14 protein-coding genes are annotated in these 22,080 nt (G+C 72.6%); 5 read left to right on the top strand and 9 right to left on the bottom strand.

Going from position 1 to position 22,080, the window contains the following annotated elements:
* Positions 1 to 40: 40 nt before the first annotated feature.
* Positions 41 to 2,185, top strand: coding sequence for a glycoside hydrolase family 3 N-terminal domain-containing protein (locus ACWCQ1_RS25010; protein WP_358598832.1), 2,145 nt, complete (start codon positions 41 to 43; stop codon positions 2,183 to 2,185).
* Here ACWCQ1_RS25010 and ACWCQ1_RS25015 read toward each other — a convergent pair.
* The 6 genes from ACWCQ1_RS25015 to ACWCQ1_RS25040 form a co-directional block, all read right to left on the bottom strand.
* A complete protein-coding gene (locus ACWCQ1_RS25015; RefSeq protein ID WP_358598575.1) occupies positions 2,149 to 3,027 on the bottom strand; it encodes a carbohydrate ABC transporter permease in 879 nt (292 codons plus the stop codon). The two genes, ACWCQ1_RS25010 and ACWCQ1_RS25015, sit on opposite strands and share 37 nt — an antisense overlap.
* Positions 3,024 to 4,046, bottom strand: coding sequence for a carbohydrate ABC transporter permease (locus ACWCQ1_RS25020; RefSeq protein ID WP_451027421.1), 1,023 nt, complete (start codon positions 4,044 to 4,046; stop codon positions 3,024 to 3,026). The genes ACWCQ1_RS25015 and ACWCQ1_RS25020 overlap by 4 nt, the downstream gene beginning before the upstream one ends.
* Positions 4,046 to 5,419 (bottom strand): extracellular solute-binding protein, encoded by a 1,374-nt coding sequence (locus tag ACWCQ1_RS25025; protein ID WP_358598569.1) that lies wholly within the window; start codon positions 5,417 to 5,419, stop codon positions 4,046 to 4,048. Before ACWCQ1_RS25025 ends, ACWCQ1_RS25020 begins: the two co-directional genes overlap by 1 nt.
* Positions 5,420 to 5,549: 130 nt before the next feature.
* Positions 5,550 to 6,212: a peptidyl-prolyl cis-trans isomerase gene (locus ACWCQ1_RS25030; RefSeq protein ID WP_133041565.1), complete on the bottom strand. Its 663-nt coding sequence runs from the start codon at positions 6,210 to 6,212 to the stop codon at positions 5,550 to 5,552.
* Positions 6,209 to 10,429: a glycoside hydrolase family 38 N-terminal domain-containing protein gene (locus tag ACWCQ1_RS25035; protein ID WP_451027422.1), complete on the bottom strand. Its 4,221-nt coding sequence runs from the start codon at positions 10,427 to 10,429 to the stop codon at positions 6,209 to 6,211. The genes ACWCQ1_RS25030 and ACWCQ1_RS25035 overlap by 4 nt, the downstream gene beginning before the upstream one ends.
* Positions 10,430 to 10,563: 134 nt before the next feature.
* On the bottom strand, positions 10,564 to 11,448 hold the full coding sequence (locus ACWCQ1_RS25040; protein ID WP_133041567.1) for a MurR/RpiR family transcriptional regulator: 885 nt from the start codon (positions 11,446 to 11,448) through the stop codon (positions 10,564 to 10,566).
* A gap of 170 nt (positions 11,449 to 11,618) precedes the next feature.
* On the opposite strand from ACWCQ1_RS25040, the gene ACWCQ1_RS25045 reads away from it, so the two are divergent.
* Positions 11,619 to 12,383, top strand: a complete 765-nt coding sequence (locus ACWCQ1_RS25045; protein WP_451027423.1) for a sugar isomerase domain-containing protein — start codon at positions 11,619 to 11,621, stop codon at positions 12,381 to 12,383.
* A gap of 80 nt (positions 12,384 to 12,463) precedes the next feature.
* Here the strand turns inward: ACWCQ1_RS25045 and ACWCQ1_RS25050 are convergent, their stop codons facing one another.
* Together ACWCQ1_RS25050 and ACWCQ1_RS25055 are read right to left on the bottom strand one after the other, a co-directional pair.
* A complete protein-coding gene (locus tag ACWCQ1_RS25050; protein WP_451027424.1) occupies positions 12,464 to 13,537 on the bottom strand; it encodes a LacI family DNA-binding transcriptional regulator in 1,074 nt (357 codons plus the stop codon).
* Between the two features lie 96 nt (positions 13,538 to 13,633).
* Complete coding sequence (locus tag ACWCQ1_RS25055; RefSeq protein ID WP_451027425.1) at positions 13,634 to 15,988, bottom strand: beta-galactosidase; 2,355 nt, start codon at positions 15,986 to 15,988, stop codon at positions 13,634 to 13,636.
* 146 nt (positions 15,989 to 16,134) lie between these two features.
* Between ACWCQ1_RS25055 and ACWCQ1_RS25060 the strand changes: the two genes are divergently transcribed.
* Entirely contained in the window at positions 16,135 to 18,963 is a 2,829-nt protein-coding gene (locus ACWCQ1_RS25060) for a SpoIIE family protein phosphatase (protein WP_451027426.1), read from the top strand.
* On the opposite strand, the gene ACWCQ1_RS25065 is transcribed toward ACWCQ1_RS25060, so the two are convergent.
* Positions 18,939 to 20,255 carry a hypothetical protein gene (locus ACWCQ1_RS25065; RefSeq protein ID WP_358598549.1) on the bottom strand — a complete coding sequence of 439 codons (1,317 nt, stop codon included), beginning with the start codon at positions 20,253 to 20,255 and terminating at the stop codon, positions 18,939 to 18,941. The genes ACWCQ1_RS25060 and ACWCQ1_RS25065 overlap by 25 nt on opposite strands.
* Before the next feature lie 114 nt (positions 20,256 to 20,369).
* Between ACWCQ1_RS25065 and ACWCQ1_RS25070 the strand changes: the two genes are divergently transcribed.
* Together ACWCQ1_RS25070 and ACWCQ1_RS25075 are read left to right on the top strand one after the other, a co-directional pair.
* On the top strand, positions 20,370 to 21,590 hold the full coding sequence (locus tag ACWCQ1_RS25070) for a molybdopterin-dependent oxidoreductase (RefSeq protein WP_451027427.1): 1,221 nt from the start codon (positions 20,370 to 20,372) through the stop codon (positions 21,588 to 21,590).
* Positions 21,590 to 22,075 carry a hypothetical protein gene (locus tag ACWCQ1_RS25075; protein ID WP_451027428.1) on the top strand — a complete coding sequence of 162 codons (486 nt, stop codon included), beginning with the start codon at positions 21,590 to 21,592 and terminating at the stop codon, positions 22,073 to 22,075. Before ACWCQ1_RS25070 ends, ACWCQ1_RS25075 begins: the two co-directional genes overlap by 1 nt.
* The last annotated feature ends 5 nt before the right edge of the window (positions 22,076 to 22,080 follow it).

Here is a 22,080-nt window from a genome sequence, read left to right on the forward strand (position 1 = left end):
CGCCCCCCTCGACGCCCGTGTCCAGGACCTCCTCGCCCGTATGACCCTCCGGGAGAAGGTCGGGCAGGTCAATCAGCGGATGTACGGATGGGACGCGTACCGCCGTTCCCCCGACGGCGGTTATGAGCTCACCGACGCCCTCTACGCCGAGACCGACCGCTTCGAGGGGCTCGGGGCCCTCTACGGGCTGATGCGGGCCGACGCCTGGTCCGGGGTCGCCCACGGCAGCGGGCCCGGCGCCGAGGACAGCGCCCTGCTCGCCGAGCTCGTGCAGCGGCACGTCGTCGAGCGCAGCAGGCTCGGCATCCCCGCCCTGTTCGTCGAGGAGGTCCCGCACGGCCACATGGCCCTCGACGGCACCGTCCTCCCCGTCAACCTGGCCGTCGGCGCCACCTGGGACCCCGCCCTGTACGAGCGCGCCGCCGCCCACGCGGCCGCCGAACTGCGCGCCCGCGGCGGCCACGTGGCCCTGGTCTCCGCGCTGGACATCTCCCGCGACCCCCGCTGGGGCCGCACCGAGGAGTGCTTCGGCGAGGACCCGTACCTCGCCGCCCGCCTCACCGAGGCGCTGGTGCACGGCATGCAGGGCGATCCCGGCGAGTACTTCGCCGCGGACAAGGCCCCCGTCGTCCTCAAGCACTTCGCAGGGCAGGGCGCCACCGTCGGCGGCCGCAACTCCGCCGAGTCCGAGCTGGGCCACCGGGAGCTGCACGAGATCCACCTCCCCGCCGCCCGCGCGGGCGTCCGCGCCGGGGCCGCCGCCGTCATGGCCGCCTACAACGAGGTCGACGGGACGCCGTGTTCGGGCAACCGGTGGCTGCTGACCGAACTGCTCAGGGCGGACTGGGGGTTCGAGGGCCTGGTCATGGCGGACGGGCTCGCCGTCGACCGGCTCGCCCGGATCACCGGCGACCACGTCTCCGCCGGGGCCCTGGCCCTCGGCTCCGGTGTCGATCTCAGCCTTTGGGACCGGGGCTTCACGCTGCTGGAGGAGGCGGTCGAGCGCGGCCTGGTGAGCGAGGAGACCCTCGACCGGGCCGTCGCCCGCGTGCTGCGCCTCAAGTTCCGGCTGGGGCTCTTCGAAAGGCCGTACGCCACGGCCCGGACGCCGGCCGGAGGCGAGGAGCTGAGCAGGGAGGTCGCCCGGGCCGCCGTCACCCTGCTGCGCAACGACGGCGTGCTGCCCGTGGCCGCGAGCGTCTCCCGGATCGCCGTGCTCGGCCCCCAAGCCGCCACCACCGCACACCAGTCGGGCGACTACACGGCCCCGCAACGCCCCGGCACCGGCAGCAGCGTCCTCGAGGCCCTGCGCCGGCTCGCCCCCGCCGGGCTCGACGTCCGTCACGCCCCCGGCTGCTCGCTCACCGGCGCCGACCTCTCCGGCATCCCGGCCGCGATCGCCGAGGCCGCCGCGTCCGACCTCGCCGTGCTGGTGCTGGGCGGCAGCAGCGCACGCGCGCCCGAGACGGAGTTCGACGCCAACGGGGCCGCGCTCACGACCGCGTCCGAGATGACCTGCGGCGAGGGCGTCGACCTCGCCGGGCTCCGCCTCGGGGACGCGCAGTACGCGCTGCTGGACGCCGTCGTGGCGACGGGCACACCGACCGCGGTGGTGCTGGTCCAGGGGCGACCCCACCTGGTGCCGGACACCGCCGCCGCCCTGCTCACCGCCTGGTACCCCGGCCCCTGGGGCGGCGACGCGATCGCCGAGGTACTCCTCGGGCTGACGGACCCGAGGGGGCGCCTGCCGCTCTCCGTACCCCGTTCGGTGGCCCAACTGCCCGTGTACTACAACCACAAGGACACCGAGTACCGCGGCTACGCCGACGAGAGCGCCGAGCCGCTGTACTCCTTCGGGCACGGGCTGTCGTACACGAGTTTCGACTACGGCACACCGCGCACGACGGGGCGCACCGTCGAGGTCGACGTCACCAACACCGGACGGCGGTACGGGCGTTCCACGGTCCAGGTGTATCTCCGCCGGCTGGTCACCCCCACCTGGCCGCGCACCCTCGAACTCTGCGCGTTCGAGGGTGTCGGCCTGGAGCCGGGCGAGTGCCGCACGCTCACTCTGACCCTCCCGGAGCTCACCGGCACGGCCGAGATCAGGGTCGCCGCATCGGCCCGGGAAGCGCTCGACGCGCCGGGTCAGAGCTTGACCGCGCCCGCCGCCACTCCCCGGTAGAACCACCGCTGGGTGATCACGAACAGCACCAGCACCGGGACGACCGAGATCACCGAGCCGGCCATCACCACCCGCTGGTCGTACCCGAAGGACGAGCTCTGCAGCCGGGACAGGCCCAGCGTCAGCGTCATGTGGTTCTCGGAGCGCAGCACGATCAGCGGCCACAGGAAGTCGTCCCAGGCGCTGATGAAGGTGTTGATGGTGACCACCATGATCGCGCCCCAGGCGGAGGGGAGGTAGAGGTGGCGGAAGCGCTGCCACTCGTTCGCCCCGTCGAGCATCGCCGAGTCCTCGATCTCGCGCGGGACCGCGAGGAACGCGCCGCGCATCAGCAGGACGTTGATGGCGCCGACGAAGCCGGGCAGCCAGACGCCCGCCAGGTTGTCGACCAGGCCCAGGTCCCGGATGCTCAAAAACAGCGACACCATGATCGACTCGAAGGGGAACATCATGGAGGCGACCAGCACCACCCAGACCGCCTTGCGGCCCTTCCAGCCGGGCTTGGAGAGCATGTAGCCGGCCGTGGTGGAGAACACCAGCTGGCTGGTGATCGACAAGGCCACCACGATGAGGCTGTTGCGGATGTACGTCGCCACCGGGACCTGGTCGAAGACCTCGCGGTAGGCACGCAGGGTGGGATGGTGGGGCAGGAGGGAGGCCTTCGCGCCGAACACGTCCTCGCCCACGCCCTTCAGCGAGGCCAGGAACTGCCAGAGCAGCGGGCCCACCGTGATGCCCAGCACGAACAGCAACAGCAGGTAGCGGACGACCAGTTCACGGGGGCGGCCGTGGTCCCGCCAGCGCGGTACGAGGCGCCGGGGCTTGTGGACGGCGGTCGTCATGACTCGTCCTCCTTCGTCAGGCGCTGCGCCAGCAGGGTCAGGCCGAGGGTCAGTACGAACAGGGCTACGCTGACCGCGGAGCCGTAGCCGGCGTTGCCGGTGATCGGGTCCAGGCCGACGTCGCGGATGTAGAACGGCAGGGTGCGGTCGGCGCCGCCGGGGCCGCCGGTGGAACTGCCCAGCATGAAGATCTCGGTGAAGACCCGCAGACAGCCGATGCCGGTGAGCGTGCCGACCAGCATCATGGCCTGGCGCACGCCCGGCACGGTGATGTGCCAGAAGCGGCGGACCGTGCCGGCGCCGTCCATCTGCGCCGCCTCGTGCAGCTCCCTGGGGACGTTCCCGAGGGCGGCCAGGTAGAAGATCATGTACCAGCCGAGGCCCTTCCACAGGGTCAGGCCCATCGCCGACAGCAGGATCAGCCAGGAGTCCGACAGGAACGGGATGGCAGACCTGATCAAGTGGGCCTTCAGCAGCCAGGTGTTGACCAGCCCGTCGTCCGCCAGCAGCCACTGCCAGCTCAGACCGACGACCACGCTGGAGGCGAGCACGGGCGTGTAGAAGGCGGAGCGGAAGAAGCCGATGCCGGGGAGGTTCTTCTCCACCAGGACGGCCAGCATCAGCGGCAGGAACACCATCAGCGGGACGACGATCACGGCGTACAGGACGCTGTTGCGGGTCGCCAGCCAGAAGTCCGCATCGCCCAGCATCCGGCGGTAGTTGTCCAGCCCGACGAAGCCCGCCGCGCCGCCGAGCGGCTTGGCGTTCGTGAACGACAGGATGACGGTGTTGAGGAACGGGAACACGCCGAAGACGACCGCGCAGCCGATCGCCGGGGCGGTCCACAGCCAGGGCAGCCACCAACGCCGGTACAGGGCCGCTCCGTTGGCGCCCGCGGCCGGGCCGGGCAGCACGGCCCCGATGACGCGCCGGGCACGGGACGGGGCCGCGCCCGGCGTGGAGGCGATGCCCTCCGCGCCGGGCATGGACACCGGCTTCGCGGTCTGGGTCGCCACCATCAACCCGCCTGCTTCAGCAGCTCGTTGGCCTTGGCCTGCGCGTCCTTGACGGCCTGTGCGGGGCTCTTCTTGCCCTGCATGGCCAGCTGCACCTGCCCCACGATCGCGTTCTGCACGGCAGGGGAGAGGTTGGTCTGGTTGGTGTCGGCCGTCTTGAGCTGGTCGGCGACGAGCTTGCGCGCCTGGGAGAAGGGATCACTGCCGGTCACGTTCTGGAAGAACGGGTCGTCGAGCGAGGCGGTCGTCGTCGGGAAGATGACGACGTTCGGGTCCTTGCACCAGGCCGTCTGGTTCTCGGCGTCGGTGAGGTACTCCGCGAACGACAGCGCCGCCGCCGCGTGCTTGCTGGTCGCGGCGACCGATATGTACTGCGGGGCACCGGCGGAGGCGCGGCCGAGCGCGTCGTAGGGCTGCTGGCCGACGGCCGTCTTCGCGTAGACCGAGGGGCTGTTCTGCTTCACGAACCGTACGAAGCTCGGGTTCGTCGAGCCGTACGCCACCTTGCCCTGGCTGTAGAGGGTGGACGGGTCGTTGCTGGAGGACAGCGAGTCCTTCGGCATCGCGCCCTCCTTGTACAGCTTCGCCATCCAGGCCACCCACTGGGTGGTCCTCGGGTCGTCGGCGAAGACCGCGGACTTGCCGTCGGCGGACAGCGTCCTGATGTTCATCTGGTCGAAGTCGGCCGGGATGCGCCAGATCGGGTTGGCCATCGTCGCGTAGTACGTGCCCTTGGCCGCCTTGGCGACCTTCTCGTAGTCGGCGAACAGCCCGAAGATCGTCGTCGGCGGCTTCGCCGGGTCGATGCCGGCCTGGTCGAGGAGGTTTTTGTTGTACGTCAGCAGGACACCGCCGGTGTACCAGGGGAGCGTGGTGTGGATCGCCTTGCCGGAGGCGTCGTCGAAGGTGGCCGACTTCCAGAACGAGGGGACGAACGGCTTGGCGGCGTCCGGGTCCTTCACGCCCAGGTTCAGCAGGTAGCCGGCCTTGGTGAGGGCGGTCGCGGTCGGGGCGTTGACGTTGATGACGTCCGGCAACGTACAGGCCTGTGCGTCGGCGACCGTGCGCTGGGTGAAGGTGTTGTCGCCCGGGTCGTCGATCCACTTGACCTCGGCTTTGGGGTGGGCCTTCTCGAAGGACGCGATCACTCCGTTGAAGAACGTCCCGAAGTCTTTCTTCAGGTTGGTCGTCTGGAAGGTGATCCGGCCCTTGACGTCACCCGTCAGCTTCCCGGACCCCACGTTGCCCTTGTCGACCTTGCAGCCCCCGGCGGTGGAGTCACCCCCGGAGGAGCCGCCGGAGAGGCCGCAGCCGGCGGCCGTCAGTGTCAGGGCGATGATTCCCGCCACGGATGCGGTGAGTCTTCCAGCGCGCATGTCCACCCTCCTGGGACCAGCCGAGGCGGCTGGTTCAATCAACCAACTTCGACTCCGATTGATGAAAAGGTGGACCAGAATTCATCGGAGGTCAATGGGTTCCCGTGTTGCGTTTGGGTTCCGGCCGTGATCAGTGGCGGTGTTCGTGGTCCGCGTGCGCGGGATCGCCGGGGTGTTCATGTCCGGCTGCATACACCACATCCGCCCGAGCCTGGTCGAACCAGTCGAAGAAGGCCCGCCGCCCCGCCGCGCGCCGAAGGTCGCGTTCGACGCCGTCGCGGACCTGCTCGTACGCCAGGAAGTCGGTGGGTGCGGCGCGTCCGAAGGGATCGACGCCGCGCCGCAGGGCGTCCCGGGTGAGAAAGCGGTCCGGATTGCGCTCGTAGTAGTCCCGTACGGCCGTCTCGGGCACGGTCTGCTCGGCTTCCAGCTCCGTGAGGAGCAGACGGGCGGCGGGGGAGTGGGTGAGGGCGGCGGCGACGATGCTTCCCACCTCCTCGACGGTGAGCAGGTGGGCCGGGGACACCTCGTCCGGCAGGGCGAGGTTCCGTTCCTCGCAGGCTCGCCGGGCGAGTTCGTCCGCGACCACCACTTGCGTGGCCCAGCGCCGTCGTTGGCGCTCCGCGGAGCTGGAGAGCGCGGCGGAGGCTTGTCGGCCGGTCTGCCCGTCGTCGTGGCTGGTCGCGCCGTTCCCCGTGTCCCTGAGGGGCGCGGAGGTGACCGTCTGCAGAAAGGCGTCCACGCGGGCCTTCGCCACCGGACTGCCGTGCACCACCGCCGCGTGGTCCGTCACGGGGTCACCTCCAGGGGGATCGCCTCGGTGTAGGCGACCCGGCCGTGGCAGGCGATCTTCGCCAGCAGCCAGTAGGAGCCCGGGGGTGTCGCGGCGCCGTCGACGTCGACGAAGACCTCCCGCCGCTCGCCCGGGGGCACGGTGAAGCCCTGGCAGGCCGGGGTGACGCCGGCCCAGGTGCCCCACGAGGAGACCGCCCACACGGTGCCGTCGACAGGACCCCGGGTGGGGTTGTGCAGGGTCACCGGGACGCGGGCGCGCTCGTCCCGGGCGACGGTCAGTCGGTCGACTCCCAGCCCGGTGACCAGGGTTGGGCCCGGTGGCGCACCCGGGACGTCGAGGGAGGCAACGTCCTCGTAGGTCTGGCCCTCGTACGTCAGGCGGGCGGTCAGCCAGTGGCGGCCGGGGACGGCGTCGGGCGGGGGTGTCACCGTGACCTCGGTGAGGGTGAAGCCGCCCGGGGCCAGGCCGTACGGCAGTTCGGCGGGCTCGGCGGACCAGCCGGGCGGGACGCCGACCGACACGGTGCCGTAGACGGGTGCGTCGGTCAGCTCCGAGGCGACGCGGACCGTCGTGGTGACCGGCCGGCCGCCGGGGGCGGTGAGTGAGCCGGGCGAGAGGTAGACGGTGACCGGCATGTTGCCGCGGGGCGCCGGGCCGGAGTTGTGCAGCCAGTAGCGGGTGGCGACCGGCTGGGCCGGTTCGTGGGCGGCGATTCCGGGGTCGTAGGGGGATCTCGCGGTCTCGGGTGGTGTGGCCAGCACGGTCGCCACCTCGAAGCCGGTCAGGCCCAGGCCCAGCGCCCCCTGTCCGTCCGGCGCGAGCGCCTCACCGGGGGTCTCCAGCACGTCCGCCCGGGTGCCGCGTACCCACTCCCTGGGCCCGTGCACCCGGGCCCGCACCGGACGCCCGTTCACCTCGTGCATCCGTACGACGACCCCGCGCCCCGGATCGACCGGTGCCACGCTTCCCCGGGCGAGCGGCGAACCGGCCGGCTTGAGTGCGTCGAGCAGCACCTCGCCCACCGGTTCCAGGGCCAGCAGGACCGCCTCGCGGGGCAGCGAGCCGCCGTCCGCCGCCTCCCGCACCCGGGCGGTCAGCGGATGGTTGAACTCATGCCCCAGGCGCGGCAGTTGTTGCTGCCGCCAGTCGCCCTCGCCCGCCACGACCGCGTACTCGAAGGTGTGGGACCAGCGTTGGAGCTGGAAGCCCGAGCCGTCGGGGGCCGTGCGGCGCGGCGGGTCGACCCAGACGCCCGACGGCCAGCCGGTGCAGGACCGCATCAGTGACATGTGGAGATCGCCGGTGGAGGTGATCACACAGCCGGGCGTGCCCCGGTTGAGCACGGCGAAGCCGCGCCCGTCCCAGGCGTCGCCCGGCGGCAGCGCCTCGCCGCCGCCCGCCGCCGTCGCCGTGACGACCGCGTCGTCCAGGTCGACGACCAGCGCGTCCACCGCCTTCGCGTCCCCGTCCGCGTCGGCGCCCGCGATCACCAGCAGCGGAAGCCGCTCCAGGTCCCGTAGATCGGCCCCGGGCACCCACTCCTCGCGCAGCCCGGCACGCGGCGCGACCCACACGGCGGCCACCCCGGTCTCGGCCACCTGCCGCCGCAGTTCGCGCCCGGCCGCCGGATCCCAGGCCAGCGCCTCGGCCACCAGGTCGTTGCGTTCCGGGGCGCCGACGGCGATCCGGATGTCCGGCAGGTTGGAGTCGACTTCCAGGTCGCCGTAACGGGGACCGCCGGCGATCGTCGAGGTGGCCGTGACCCCGGCGCGGACCAGCGCGGCGGCGAGCGGGGTGCCCAGCTCGCCGGCCTCCTCCCAGGAGGCGTACACCAGCTCCGCGACCCCGATCGACCGCCGGCCCGCCACCTTCCCCGCCTCGTCCCGCAGCTCCACCCGGGCCGTGGAGCCGAGCCCGAACCAGGTGTTGGCCGGGTTGTCCAGCGTCCACGGGAACCGCTCGCTGTCCACGTCCACGAACCCGAAGCCGCGCCCGATCACCGCGTCCGCGACCTCGTGCACCGGTAGCCCGCCCTGCACGTCGGAGGGCCAGCGGACGCGGATCAGCCGGTCGGCGCCGTCGTAGCCGTCGATCGTGGTGGTCACGTCGAGGCGCGGGACGCCGGTCCAGAGCGTGAGGCGCTGCGTGTACCGGAAGAGGCCGAGGTCGGCGCGGACGGTGATGCGCGAGCCGGCCGGGGAGTGCTCGACATCGATGTCCGCGCGCACGTCCCGGCTCCGGGCGGCCGTGGTGCCGGTCGGGGTGAGGTGCCAGGGGCCCTCGCCGAAGCGCGGGTGTCTCGGGTACTCCTCCTGGACGACCAGCTCGTTGCCGATGTCCCCGGCGCGCAGCAGCTCCCGCCCGCCCTCGGCGAGCGCGCGCAGACTGCTGACGCCGCCGCCGCGCGCGGGGTCGACCGTCACCTCGTAGAACGCGTTGCGGATGGTGGTGCCCTCGCCGAGCGCCCACTCGGGGACGGAACCGGCGGTGAGCGGAAGGGCCTTGTAGCCCATGCCCGGCAAGTCCGGTACCACGACGTGCAGTTGGCCGTCCTCGCGGACCGCGGGCAGGCCGGCGGGGGCGAGCCCCGGGTCGTCGATCGTCAGCACGTCCCCGCGGGTCCAGGTCGAAGGGTTGAAGACGACCAGATCGCGTCCGTCGCCGGGCGTGACGTGGTCGGCGAGGGCCTGGGTCGCGTCGGCGTGGACCAGCCGGGCGAGGTCGTACAGTTCGCGCCAGCCGGTCATCAGGTCGATGTAGACCTGGTCCGACTCGGAGCCGGTGATTGCGTCGTGATGGGCGCCGTAGACCAGCTGCCGCCAGGCCTTGTCGAGGGCGGCGTCCGGGTAGGGCCGGCCGGTGACGAGGGAGGCGAGGGTCGCCCAGGCCTCCGCGTCGGCCAGCAGCGTCTCGCCGTACCGCTGGGCCTGCTTGGTGTCGATGTAGGAGACGTCCTTGCCGGTGTAGACCGGGTTCATGTCGCGCGTCTGGGGCGAGGCCTTGCGGCCCTCGGCGTCGAGTTCGGCGCGGACGGCGGCGAAGAACTCGCGCGGGGTGCCGCTGAGGAACCGGGGCCAGAGGTAACGGGCGTTCCAGTCCCGGTGGATGTCCATCACCCAGCGGCACGGGGGCGCGTAGTCACCGCCGACCGGGAGCAGGACGTTGCGGGTGAGGGCGACCGACCTCAAGCCCCGGAACAGCTTGAGGGCGGCCGCCTCCGCCGCCGGCAGGGAGGGGGCGTTGTCGATCGCCCAGCCGGCGCCGTAGTGGTTGACCATGTAGGCGGTCAGAAGTCCCCGTCCGGACGGGGCGATCCAGCTGAACTCCGCCGGGAACTGCATCCGCCCGGGATCGCGCGGCTCCTCGCCGAACACCGTCAGGGCCGGCCCCCACTGGTGGAACGGGCCGCGCGCCCAGGAGCTGGAGGCGATCCCCGCGTCCGCCATCAGCCCGGGGAACTGCGGTTCGTGCCCGAACGCGTCCAACTGCCAGGCCGTTTCCGGCGATCCGCCCATGATCCCGCGCTGGAACCCGTCGCCGTACAGCGCGTTGCGCACGGTCGCCTCGGCGCCGGTGAGGTTGGTGTTCGGCTCGTTGTAGGTGCCGCCCATGATCTCCACGCGGCCGGTGCGCATCAGCTCGCGCAGGAAGGCGCGCTCCTCCGGGAAGGCGTCCCAGTACGGCTTGAGATAGTCGACCTCCGCCAGCACGAAGGTGTACGCCGGGTCGCGCCGGGCCAGGTCGCAGTGGGCGCGTACCAGGCTCATCCCGGACTGGCCGCGCGAGTCGAAGGTGCGGGCCGGCAGACCGGTGACGGCGGGCTCGTCGGCGACGTCCCAGGTCTCGGTGTAGGCGCCCTGGGTGTTCCACCACACCGGGTCGTAGTGGAAGTGGCTGACCATGAACATGGTCCAGCCGGGCTCGGCGGTCGTGAACTCGAAGGTGTGCCGGGCCACTTGGCCGCCGTCGACGGCGGTGAGCGTGACCTCGCGCCGGTCGCCGGGCACCGGTCCGTCGACGGTCACGGGTATCTCCGCGCGTACGGTCCCGTCGTCGCCGGCGTCGGCGACCGCGTCACCGGTGACGCCCGCGCCCTCGACGGTCAGCAGCACCGTCCGTCCGGGGGAGTGCTCGATCTCGACGGCCACCACCTGCTGCGGATGCTCGGCGGTGCCGACGAACAGCTCGGTCGACTCGGCAGCGGTGACGCGCATGGGTCTCCTACCAGGATGCTCGGCGGAGCCCCATCCTGGCATCGTGGGGATGATTCAAACAACCATCCACACGTTTTCTCGGTGGTTCATCCATACAGATCCGCCCACCGTCGGCCGACGCGGTACGGATCCGCTCATCTCGTCCGGCGCGACTTCACCGCGTGCTGCGGGGTGATGTGGTCGGTCAGGGCGAGCGAGGCGCTGGCGCGCTGGTAGGAGAGCTGGCCGACCCGGACGTAGAGACAGTCGACGATCATCAGGACGGAGTGCCGGCCGCCGATGCTGCCGGTGCGGAAGCTGGTCTCGGAGGTGGCCGAGATCAGCCGGATGTCGGCGGCCCGGGCCAGCGGCGAGCGCGGATCGGTGGTGATCGCGATCGTGGTGGCGCCCCGCTCCCTGGCCATCTCGAACGGCTCGAGCGTCTCGCGCGTCGCGCCGGAGTGGGAGATCCCTATGGCCACGTCCGCCGGGGTGAGCAGGGCCGCGGAGGTGGCCGCGCCGTGCACCTCCGTCCAGCCGCGGACCTGGCAGCCGATGCGGAACAGCCGCGTCTCCGTCTCCTGCGCCACCGCTCCGCTGCCGCCGACGCCGTACACGTCGATACGGCGCGCCTTGGCCAGCGCCTGGGCCGCGCGCTCCAGTGCGTCGAGGTCGATGCGGTCGATGGTCTGCTGGATCGCGCGCAGATCCGCGCTGCCGACGACCTGGACCACCCGCTCCAGGCTGTCCTCGGGCGAGATGTCGGTGTCGATCTCCGTCGAGCCCCAGGCGGAGACCTCGCCGCGGCCGCGCTCCTGGGCCAGTTCGATCAGCAGATGCTGGTAGGAGTCGAGGCCGATGGCCCGGCAGAACCGGGTCACCGTCGCCTGGGAGGTGCCGGTGCGGCGGCCGAGTTCCGCGGCCGAGCAGTGGGTGACGGCCGCCGGATCCTCCAGGATCAGCTCACCGACCTTCCGCAGGGAGCCGGCCAGGCGGGGCAGCTCGGTCCGGATCAGTGTGGTGACGTCCGTGGAGGGCATGCACAGAAGGTATCAGCCACCCTTAGCGGCATGGATTGAATACCAGGACCATAAAGGAGAGCAGTGTTCATCCATGGCCGCTGCCATTGCTCGCTGCATGAGCCATGTGATTTATTGATTCACCTGTGACGGTGTATGGGGTGGTTCAATCCACCAGTGGGGAGTGTCGCGTGTCCGACGAGTCCGTGAGCGCCGAGGGCTTCGCGCGGGAGAGTCTGGCCGTCCTGCGGGACCTCACCGAGTCCGCGCGCGAGGAGGTCGCACGCGCCGCCGAACTGATCGCCGACTGTGTGCGCTCCGACGGCGTGATCCAGGCCTTCGGCACCGGCCACTCCCAGGCGATCGTCCTCGAACTCGCGGGCCGCGCGGGCGGGTTGGTGCCGACCAACCGGCTGAGCATCGCCGATCTGGTGCTGTACGGCGGTGACGGTCCCGGGGTCCTCGACGATCCGCTGCTGGAGCGGCAGGAGGGTGTCGCCGAGCGCATCTACCGGCTCGCCGAGCCCCGCCCCCAGGACCTGTTCGTGATCATCTCCAACTCGGGCGTCAACAACGTGATCGTGGAGACGGCCCTGCTGGCCAAGGAGCGGGGGCACCGGCTGCTGGCCATCACCTCCCTCACCCATACCCGGACGGTGCCCGTGGGGCATCCCAGCGGCAAGAAGCTCGCCGACCTGGCCGACGTCGTCCTCGACAACCGGGCTCCCCGGGGGGACGCGCTGCTGGAGCTGCCGGGTGGGGGCGCGGTGTGCGCGCTGTCCACGCTGACCGGCGTGATGCTGGTCCAGATGGCGGTGGCGGAGGCGTCGAAGCTGCTCCTGGACGCGGGGGAGCGGCCGCCGGTCTACGTCTCCGCCAATGTGCCCGGCGGCTTCGAGGGCAACCTGGAACTGGAGAAGCGGTACGCCGGGCGAATCCGCCGCACCGCCAGTTGACTCCGTCGGCAGTGCGGATACGAAGCTGCGGGTCAGTGGGGGCTGGTCGCGCAGTTCCCCGCGCCCCTGGGGGGTGAGCGTCACCGCCCGTGGAGAGGCGCCGGTCCGCTGCTGCGGCGGACCACGAGTTCCACCGGCACCAGCGGTTCGACCGGCACCGGTTCGGCGCGGCCCTCGACGCGGTTCAGCAGGAGACGGAGCGAGCGGGTGCCGATCTCGGTGAAGTCGGTGCGGACGGTGGTCAGCGGGGGCAGCAGATGCGCGGCCTCGGGGATGTCGTCGTAGCCGACGACGCTGATCTCCTCCGGCACGGCGCGTCCGGCCTCGTGGAAGGCGTGCAGCGCACCGAGCGCCATCTGGTCGTTGGAGGCGAACACCGCCGTGACGTCGGCGCGTCGGGCCAGCACGCGGCCGGCCTCGTGGCCGGAGTCGGCGCTCCAGTCGCCGAAGCGGGGCTCCGGCACCTCGGCGCCGGCCGCCGTCAGAGTCTCCCGCCAGCTCGCGAGGCGCCGGTCGGCGGAGCTCCAGCCGGCGGGGCCGGCGATGTGGTGGACGGTACGGTGCCCCAGGCCGAGGAGGTGCTCGGTGGCCAGGCGGGCGCCGGTGCGGGAGTCGGCGGTGACGACCGAGGGGCCGCCCTCGACGTCGTTCTCCAGCACCACCAGCGGGGTGTCGAGCCGGGCGTCGGCCAGCGCCTGCCCCACCCAGCGCTGCGGGGCGATCGCGATCACACCGTCGGCGCCCTCGGCCGACAGCCGGTCCACCGCCCGGACGACCGTGTCCCGGTCCGCCGTGTCCAGCGCGATCGAGCTGACCAGGTAACCGGCGTCCTGGGCCGCGGTGTTGATGGCGGTCAGCACGGAGGCGGGGCCGTACCGGGCGGCGTCGAAGGAGATCACCCCGAGCATCCGCGTCCGCCCACTGGCCAGCGACCGCGCGCTACGGCTGGGCCGGTACCCGAGCGTGTCCATGGCCGCGGTGACCGCCTCCCGCGTCTCGGGCCGTACGGACGGATGGTCGTTCAGCACCCGGGACACGGTCTGCTTGGACACCCCGGCCAGCCGCGCCACGTCGTCCATCACGGGCCGGGCCCCGGCGAAGTTCCGCCGCCGCCGCCCTTTGGGGGAGGAGCCGTCGGCGGGCGTGGTGGTCATGGGAAGCTGTCCTCGATCGGGGTTTCGCGGTGGCGGGGGCCCAGCATAGGCGGGCTCCCGGCTGTCACCCCTGACTGAGCCCGGGTCCGAGTTCTCCTACCGAATCACCCCCCTGCGCACGACGACCCACTCCGCCCCCTCGACCACCGCCCTCCCCAACCCCTCCCGGGCCTCCTCCGGCACGTACACCGCCGCGTCGTCCGCCAGCGGCAGCACGCACAGCCGCAGGGACCCGGCGGGCAGTCGCGAGACGCCGATGTCCCAGACCCGCCCCGAGAAGAACTGGTCCGCGACCAGCACGTCCCCCACGTACGCCCGCGCCACGTCCCCGCTCCACCGGACGCGCAGAATCGCACCGTCCGGCAACCCCTCGGGCACCTCGACCCGGTACTCCGCCGCGACGGTCTCGAAGTACTTGTCCGCCGGCACGCTCGCCCGCCCCTGTACTCCCGTCACAGGGGCCGGGGCCGCACCGGCCGGCCGCATCAGGTCGACGGACACCTGCGGAACCTCCACCAGGCCGCCCACCTCGACCGCGTACCGGGTGAACACCCCGTCCGCCCCCTCCCGTACGGCCCCCACCAGTTCCCCCTTTGGTGCCGGAAGTACGGCGACGGACGGCCGCTCCGCGCGACTGTGCACCCGTACCTCGTCGTGGTCGAAGACCACCCCGTCCGCGCACAGCACCAGCCGTTCGGCGCCCCACGCCACACCCCGGTAGAGCGTGCGCGCACTCGCCGCGTCGAGAACCAGCAGCCCGACCCGCCCGCCGTCGGCCGTGTCCACCTCCACCAGCGCGTCGGTGCCGGGCCGGATTCCGGTGACCAGGACCCGGCCGCCGGCGCGCACGACGTCTCCGGAGGGTGCCCTCACCGAGGCCAATGTGCCCGCGTCCAGGGCGAGTTCGGGAGCGATGCCGTCCGTCGCCGCCAGCACCAGGACCGTACGGCCGTCGACGTCCACCGTGCACACCGGCTGCGCGGTCGCCCACTCCAGCCGCAGCCCGGCGATCTCGAGCCGCAGGGGCCAGCAGAAGTACGCGCCGGTGGGGACCGTGACCGGAGTGCTGGGGAGCGTCAACGTCCCCTTCCCGCAAGGGAATTCAACCTCGAACGACGTCTCCGGACGGTCCGGCAGGGGCTCGTGCGGCTGGTGGTTGTTGACGAACAGGAAGCCCGAGGCGCCGTCCGAGCGCACCGCCCAGCGCAGGGTGTCGCGGTCGCCCTGGCCCTTCGGCCGTCGCTCGGGCAGCACGGACTCCATGGGGGCGAGGAGATGCCCGTACTCCGCCAACAGCAGGTGCTGCAGCCGGAGTTCGTGGTACGAGGGCCGGTACTGGCCGTGCTCGCCGAGCGGCGCCTGGAAGTCGTACGTCAGGACCGGCAGGTCGTTGGGGTAGCCGGTGGCGTGGGACTCCTGGAGGGTGGTGTGCTCGCCGGCCGGGTTGGTGCCGCCGTGGAACATGTAGAAGCCCTGCCACACCGAGCCGCAGCCGATCTTCGTCAGGCCGAGGGCCCCGATGTCGGCCGCGTCCACGCGGGGCCGCCGGTGGTAGGAGACCGCCATCCCGCCGCCCAGTTCGCAGGTGGCCCAGGGGAAGCGGTCCGCGAGGGCGTCCGGCTCGCCGCCCCGGACGCTGGTCGGGCGCAGATCGGCACCGATGCCCTCGTCGTCGCGCTGGTGGGTGAAGAAGAAGTGCTTGCGGCAGGTGTCGGGCCAGCCGCCGTCCGCCTCCGTCCAGAAGGCCTCGGTGTAGCCGCCGTAGAGGGGGAGCAGTTCGTCGGGCGGGAGCCGGACCCCGCCCCAGGCGGTCGACGTCCACAGCGGTGCGGCGAGCCCCGCCTCCTGCGCCATCCGCTTCAGGGTGAGCAGATGGCCGGGCTGGTCGTAGAGCTCGTTCTCGATCTGGACGGCGATGATCGGGCCGCCGTGGGCGCGGTCGAGGCCGCACAGCTGTCCGGCGATCGCCGCGAACCAGGCGCGTACGGGTTCCAGGTAGGCCGGGTCGTCGGTGCGGGGCGTGCAGTCGCGGGCCAGGAGCCAGTCGGGGAGGCCGCCGTTGCGTACCTCCGCGTGGGACCAGGGGCCGATGCGGGGGATGAAGTCCAGACCGTGGCGGGCGCACAGCTCGGCGAAGCGGCGCAGGTCGCGGTCGCCGTCGAAGCGGACACGGCCCTCGGCCTCCTCGTGGTGGATCCAGATGACATAGCTCGCGACCGCCGTCACTCCGGCCGCCTTCATCTTCAGCAGCTCCTCCTCCCACCCGGCGGCCGGGAAGCGGGAGTAGTGGAACTCGCCGGAGACCGGGAACCAGGGACGGCCGCCCCTGGTGAGCCAGCGGCTGGTCACCTCGATCGGTTCGGCGGCTCCGGGAGCGTCGGCGAAGGGGAGGTGGCCGGTCAGTGGAGGTGCGGAGGGGGCGGGGACGCGGAGGCGGTGCGGTGCGGGCATCGGGGCTTCTCCCGGGCGGCCGAGGCTGGCGTGTTACCGGTAACATAGGCTGCCGTCCGGATCTTGGGAAGTGGGCCGCGACCCCACAAGTGTTCGAGGTTGTGGCCTGTGTCACAGTGGGTCTACGGTGATACGGCCTGGAGGAAGTGATCGCGGTGTCCGTCGCCTGGGACGACATCGGGGGACTCGTCGATGCCCACGAACGTTTTCTGGCCGGCGCACGCGTGGAGGCGGACGTCCGGGGCGCCGTGCTGGAGTCCTGGAAGCGGTGCCGCTCCGCGGGGCTCGAACCCCACCAGCTGCTGGTCCCCTACGCTCCGGACCTGACCCTGGACGATCGGTTCCTGCGGGCGGCCGACCCGGTGCTGCAGCGGCTGACCGAGTCCCTCGCCGAGGTCGGCATGACCATCGCGCTGTGCGACGCGCACGGGCGCATGGTCCAGCGGCTCGGCGGTGACGCGCGGCTGCGCGACCGGCTGGACGCGGTGAACTTCGCGCCCGGGTTCGACGCCTCCGAGCCGGTGGTCGGCACCAACGGCGTGGGCACCGCGCTCGCCGAACGCGGGCCCGTCTACGTCGTCGGCCGTGAGCACTTCGCCGACTGTCTGCAGCCCTTCGCCTGTGCGGGGGCGCCGGTGCGGGACCCGCTCAGCGGGCACATCGAGGCCGTGCTCGACCTGACCTGTCTGCGCGACGACGGCGACCCCACCATGGTGCGGATGGTCCGCGAGGCCGCGCGGACCATCGAGGCACGGCTGCTGGAACAGTCCACGGAGCGGGAACGCGCGCTGATCGCCGCCTACCGGCGCGCCGATCTCGCGACCGGCGGACGGCCGGAGGGACGCGGCGGGGACGACCTCGGCCGGATAGATCTGGCCCTTCTGCGCGAGCGCGCCGAGGAACTGATCGCCTCCCCCAACCGCACCCTGGACGAGGTGGCCCTGCCGGGCGGACGCGTGGCCACGCTGCTGCGCCGCCAGGTCATGGGCGCCGCGGGGGAGTCGGGGGTGGCGGTCGAGGCACGGATCCTGGGCGGGCCCCGGCTCGACGGGCCGGCCCTGACGCTGCCCGGCGGATCCACCGCAACGGCTCCGGCGCGGGACACACGGGCGACGCCCCCGGTCCCCGCCGCGCGCCCCGTCGCCGTACGAGCCGTCGTACCCCTGGTGAACCGACCGGCCCCCGCTCCCCCCGAGACCGTCGGCGACATCATCGACGACGGGGAGAGCCGGCTGCTGCTGGTCGGGGAGCCCGGGGTCGGGCGGCTGGCCGTGCTGGCGCGCCGGCGGCTGGAGTGGCTGCACGACGCCGGGGTGCGGGTCGGGACCACGCTCGACGTGACCCGGACCGCGGAGGAGCTGGCCGAGGTGACCGTGCCCCGGTTCGCCGACTTCGTCGCCGTCGACCTGCCCGACGCGGTGCTGCGCGGCGAGGAGCCTTGCCCGCTGGGCACGGACACCCCGCTTCGCCGGGTCGCCCTGGGCGCCGTGCACGAGGAGTCGCATCTGTACGGGGTCGGCGACACCGTCGAGTACGTGCCGTCGACACCGCAGGCCCAGAGCCTGGAGAGCCGGCGGTCGGTGCTGGAACCCGTGCTGGCCGACGCGGGCGGCTGGATCGCCCAGGACCCCTCCCGGCTGGAACGCACCCTCGCCGCGGGCATCCACTCCCTCATCACGGTGCCGCTGCGGGCGCGCGGCACGACCCTCGGCGTGGTCAGCTTCTACCGCTCGGAGAAGCCCGCCCCCTTCGAGGACGACGACCTCTCCCTCGCCCAGGAGCTGGTCGGCCGCGCGGCGATCTGCATCGACAACGCCCGCCGCTACACCCGCGAGCACAACACGGCCCTCGCCCTGCAGCGCAGCCTGCTGCCCAAGGGGCGGCCCGAGCAGAGCGCCGTCGAGGCCGCCTACCGCTATCTGCCCGCGCAGGCGGGGGTCGGCGGCGACTGGTTCGACGTGATCCCGCTGTCCGGCGCGCGGGTCGCGCTGGTCGTCGGGGACGTCGTCGGGCACGGTCTGCACGCCGCCGCCACGATGGGCCGGCTGCGCACCGCCGTCCACAACTTCTGCTCCCTGGACCTCCCCCCGGACGACCTCCTCACCCACCTCGACGACCTGGTCGGACGGCTCGACCGGGGCGAGGGCTGGGCGGTGGACAGCACCCAGGCCGACTCCGGCATCGTCGGCGCGACCTGCCTCTACGCCGTCTACGACCCGGTGTCCCGGCGCTGCACCCTCACCCGCGCCGGGCACCCCCTGCCCGCGGTCGTACGGCCGGACGGCACCGTCGACTTCGTGGACCTGCCCTCCGGACCGCCGCTCGGCCTCGGCGGCATGCCCTTCGAGACGGTCGAGCTGGAGCTGGCCGAGGGCAGCCAACTGGTGCTCTACACCGACGGGTTGGTCGAGGACCGGCTGCGGGACATCGACTCCGGACTGGACCGGCTGCGCAGCGTCCTCGCTGTGGCCGACCGGGCGCCGGAGGACACCTGCGAGGCGGTCCTGGACGCGCTGCTGCCGGCCCGGCCCGGCGACGACGTGGCCCTGCTCGTCGCCCGCACCCATGTCCTCGGCCCCCAACGCGTCGCCGAGTGGGTGCTGCCCTGCGAGCCGGAGGTCGTCTCCCGCGCCCGCACGGCCGTCACCGAACAGCTCGCCGCCTGGGACCTGGACGACCTCGCCTTCACCACCGAACTGGTCGTCAGCGAACTCGTCACCAACGCCGTCCGCCACGCCACCGGCCCCCTCCAGCTGCGCCTGCTGCGCGACCGCGCCCTGATCTGCGAGGTCTCCGACGGCAGCAGCACCTCACCCCGGCTGCGCCGGGCCCGCACCGAGGACGAGGGCGGCCGCGGACTCTTCCTGGTCGCCCAGCTCACCGAGCGCTGGGGGACGCGGTACACCCCCGACGGCAAGGTGATCTGGACGGAACAGCCTCTGCCCGCTCCTCACCAATACGTCAGCAACAGGTGATTGACGAGCAGCGCCAGGACCGCCTGCGCGGTCAGCCAGGCCCGGGGACGCGGCAGGAGCGCGCACGCCGGGAGCAGCCACACCGCGAACGGCAGCCAGATCCGTTCCGTCTCCGCCTTGCTCATGCCGGAGATGTCGGCGACCAGCAGGGCGAGGAGAGCGGCGGCCGTCAGAACGGCCGGCCTGAGGGCGGGAGTCGGGGCGCGCTCGACCAGGGCCGTCCCGGCGCGCCGCAGGGCGGCCGCCGTCGCCGGGCCCACGACGAACACCGTGCAGGCGAGGTTCGCCCACACCCAGTAGGCGTACGGCCTTACCCCGCCCGCTCCTTGGTAGTAGCGGGTGACCAACAGGCGGTACGCCTCCCACCAGTCGAAGCCCAGCGCGGTGAACACCGCCGGGACGACCGCCAGTCCGGCCAGGAGGAAGGGGAGCGGGCGGGCACGGCGGGAGCCGAGGAGCAGGACGGCGGCGACGACGAGGGCGAGGAGCGTCAGGCCGTAGGAGAGGTAGGCGGTCAGGCCGAGCAGGAGGCCGGCGGCGAAGCCCGTCGTCCGTGGGCGGCGCCCCGTCACCGCGAGCGCCAGCAGCGCGACCGCCCACGCGGAGACCCCCGTGAAGTAGCCGTCCGCCGAGGTCCCGACCCACACCGCGCCCGGCATCAGCACCAGGAACGGCGCGGCACGACGGGCCAGGTGCTCGTCGGCCAGCGCCCGTACGGCGACCAGGACCGCGGCCGCCGCGGTCGTGCCGACGGTGATGACGAAGGCGCCGGCCCAGCCGCCCCCGCCCAGCCCGATCCGGTCCAGCAGGACGAAGGTGACGGTCGCGCCCGCCGGATGCCCGGCCACATGGGCGGGCCAGTTGTCCGGAGTGCCGCTCAGGATGTGCCGGGTGAAGTCGTGCAGGGCGTCCGGGATGTCGTGGAAGCGGCCGATGACCTGGAGGTACTCGTTCCTCGTGGTGAGCCGCCGGGCGACGCCCCGGTCCCAGCCGTCGACCAGCGCGAGCGACCAGGTCCAGGCCATGGCCCCGCCCCAGGCCGTCAGCAGCAGTGGGCGCCAGGGCAGCCGTACGGCGAGGGCGGGGCCGTACGCCACCACGGCGACCGCCACCACGATCGCCGCCGGGGTGCCGGGGCCGAGATGCGGGTCCCAGACCGCCAGCAGCGGAGGCCAGCCGACGCGCAGTGAGCCGTCACGGTGCTGGATGCCGGTGCCGACGACCGCGGCCACGCCGACGAGCACGGCGGCGGCCGAGGCGGCGTACAGGTCTCGCTTCAGGTCGCGGTTCACGCTCGACACGCTAGGCCGGGGAGCGGCACCCGGACGCCTGACGTGCGCGGACGTCAGAATTTCGTCATGGTTCGCATCGCCGCTCCGGGGTCCGTACGGACCTACGGTCGGGACATGGCACGGTCACCCTTCTCACCCGCCTTCTGGCGCAGCCCCTTGCGCGGCCCCTGGCTCACCTCGGTGCTGGGCCTCGTCCTGCTCGGCGGCATCACGGTGCTGTTCGTGACAGGACTGCTGTCGTACGCTGCCTACAACCCGGACCTGTCTCCGGTGAACGACAAGACACCCGGCAAGGGCCTCCTCGGCTTCTACCTCTTCGCCTGGCCGACCGACCCGCACTGGCTGTACCGCCTCACCCAGGGCGTCCACGTCACGCTCGGCATCACCCTGATCCCGGTCCTCCTGGCCAAGCTGTGGTCGGTCGTGCCGAAGCTCTTCACGCTGCCGCCGGCCCGTTCCGTGGCCCACGCGCTGGAGCGGATCTCGCTGCTCCTGCTCGTCGGGGGCGGCCTGTTCGAGTTCGTCACCGGCGTGCTCAACGTCCAGCTCGACTACCTCTTCCCCGGCTCCTTCTACCCCCTGCACTTCTACGGCGCCTGGATCTTCTTCGCCGCGTTCGCCGTACACGCCGTGCTCAAGACACCGGCCGCCTTGCGCAACCTGCGTCAACTGAAGGAGGAGCGGAGCGAGTTGACGTCCCCGGCGCCCGACCCGCCGACCGTCACCCGCAGGGGCGCGCTGGGACTGGTCGGGGGCGGCTCGCTGCTGCTCCTCGCCACGACCGTCGGGCAGGACTTCGACGGACTGCGCTGGACGGCGCTGTTCGCCCCCCACGGCCGCCGCGACCCCGGCACCGGCCCCGGCGGCTTCCAGATCAACAAGACCGCCGCGTACGCCGGCATCCACCCGGCCGAGACCAGCGAGGAGGCGTGGCGGCTGGTGGTGACGGGACGCACGGGCACCGTCCGCCTGAGCCGTGCCGAACTCCTCCGACTCCCCCTGTACAGTGCCGCGTTGCCCATCGCCTGCGTGGAGGGCTGGTCCACCTCCGACCAGTGGTGGCGGGGCGTACGGCTGCGGGACCTGGCGGCGCTCGTCGGGTACGACGGCGATCCGCCCGACGTGTTCGTGGAGTCGCTGCAACGGCACGGCTCCTTCCGGCGGGCCGCCCTGCGGGCCAACCAGGTCGCCGACCCGCGTTCCCTGCTCGCCCTGTTCGTGAACGGCGAGGACCTGACCCCCGACCACGGCCACCCCGCGCGGATCATCGTGCCCGCGGCACCCGGTGTGCTCAACACCAAGTGGGTGGCCCGGCTGACCTTCGGAGACCTGTGATGCGCCCGCGGATCGTCATCGGCAGCCCGCTGCAACTCCTGCTGCTCGCCTGCACGTTCGCGCTCGCCGCCTACGCGGGGCTGCGCCTGTTCGACGGGGACTGGTTCGGGATCGCGCTGTGGATGGCGGGCGCGGCCCTTCTGCACGACCTGGTGCTGCTGCCGCTGTACGCGGCGGCGGACCGGGCGCTGATCGGGGTGGCGGGCCGCGAACGGGTCATGTACGTCCGGGTGCCGGCCGCGCTCTCCCTGCTGCTCCTGCTCGTGTGGTTCCCGCTGATCGGCGGACAGGTGGCGGCGCGCTACACCGCCGCCACCGGGCTGTCCGCCGACGGTTACCTCGCCCGCTGGCTGCTGGTGACCGCCGCGCTCTTCGGCGGCTCGGCGCTGCTGTTCGTGCTGCGCCGAGTGCGTCCGCCCCGCCGGTCGCGCCGGGCGCGGGGGCTGCGGAGGGCGACGAAGGAGCGGCCGCCGGTCGTCCACTGAGCGAC

The sequence above is a fragment of the Streptomyces sp. NPDC002144 genome (genome assembly GCF_053593695.1).

Coding starts and splice junctions, on each gene's coding strand:
- ACWCQ1_RS25040 (WP_133041567.1), bottom strand. CDS start 11,448: ATGCCCTCCACGGACGTCACCACACTGATCCGGACCGAGCTGCCCCGC.
- ACWCQ1_RS25070 (WP_451027427.1), top strand. CDS start 20,370: ATGGCACGGTCACCCTTCTCACCCGCCTTCTGGCGCAGCCCCTTGCGC.
- ACWCQ1_RS25050 (WP_451027424.1), bottom strand. CDS start 13,537: ATGACCACCACGCCCGCCGACGGCTCCTCCCCCAAAGGGCGGCGGCGG.
- ACWCQ1_RS25015 (WP_358598575.1), bottom strand. CDS start 3,027: ATGACGACCGCCGTCCACAAGCCCCGGCGCCTCGTACCGCGCTGGCGG.
- ACWCQ1_RS25025 (WP_358598569.1), bottom strand. CDS start 5,419: ATGCGCGCTGGAAGACTCACCGCATCCGTGGCGGGAATCATCGCCCTG.
- ACWCQ1_RS25035 (WP_451027422.1), bottom strand. CDS start 10,429: ATGCGCGTCACCGCTGCCGAGTCGACCGAGCTGTTCGTCGGCACCGCC.
- ACWCQ1_RS25055 (WP_451027425.1), bottom strand. CDS start 15,988: ATGCCCGCACCGCACCGCCTCCGCGTCCCCGCCCCCTCCGCACCTCCA.
- ACWCQ1_RS25075 (WP_451027428.1), top strand. CDS start 21,590: ATGCGCCCGCGGATCGTCATCGGCAGCCCGCTGCAACTCCTGCTGCTC.
- ACWCQ1_RS25010 (WP_358598832.1), top strand. CDS start 41: ATGACCCTCCGGGAGAAGGTCGGGCAGGTCAATCAGCGGATGTACGGA.
- ACWCQ1_RS25020 (WP_451027421.1), bottom strand. CDS start 4,046: ATGGTGGCGACCCAGACCGCGAAGCCGGTGTCCATGCCCGGCGCGGAG.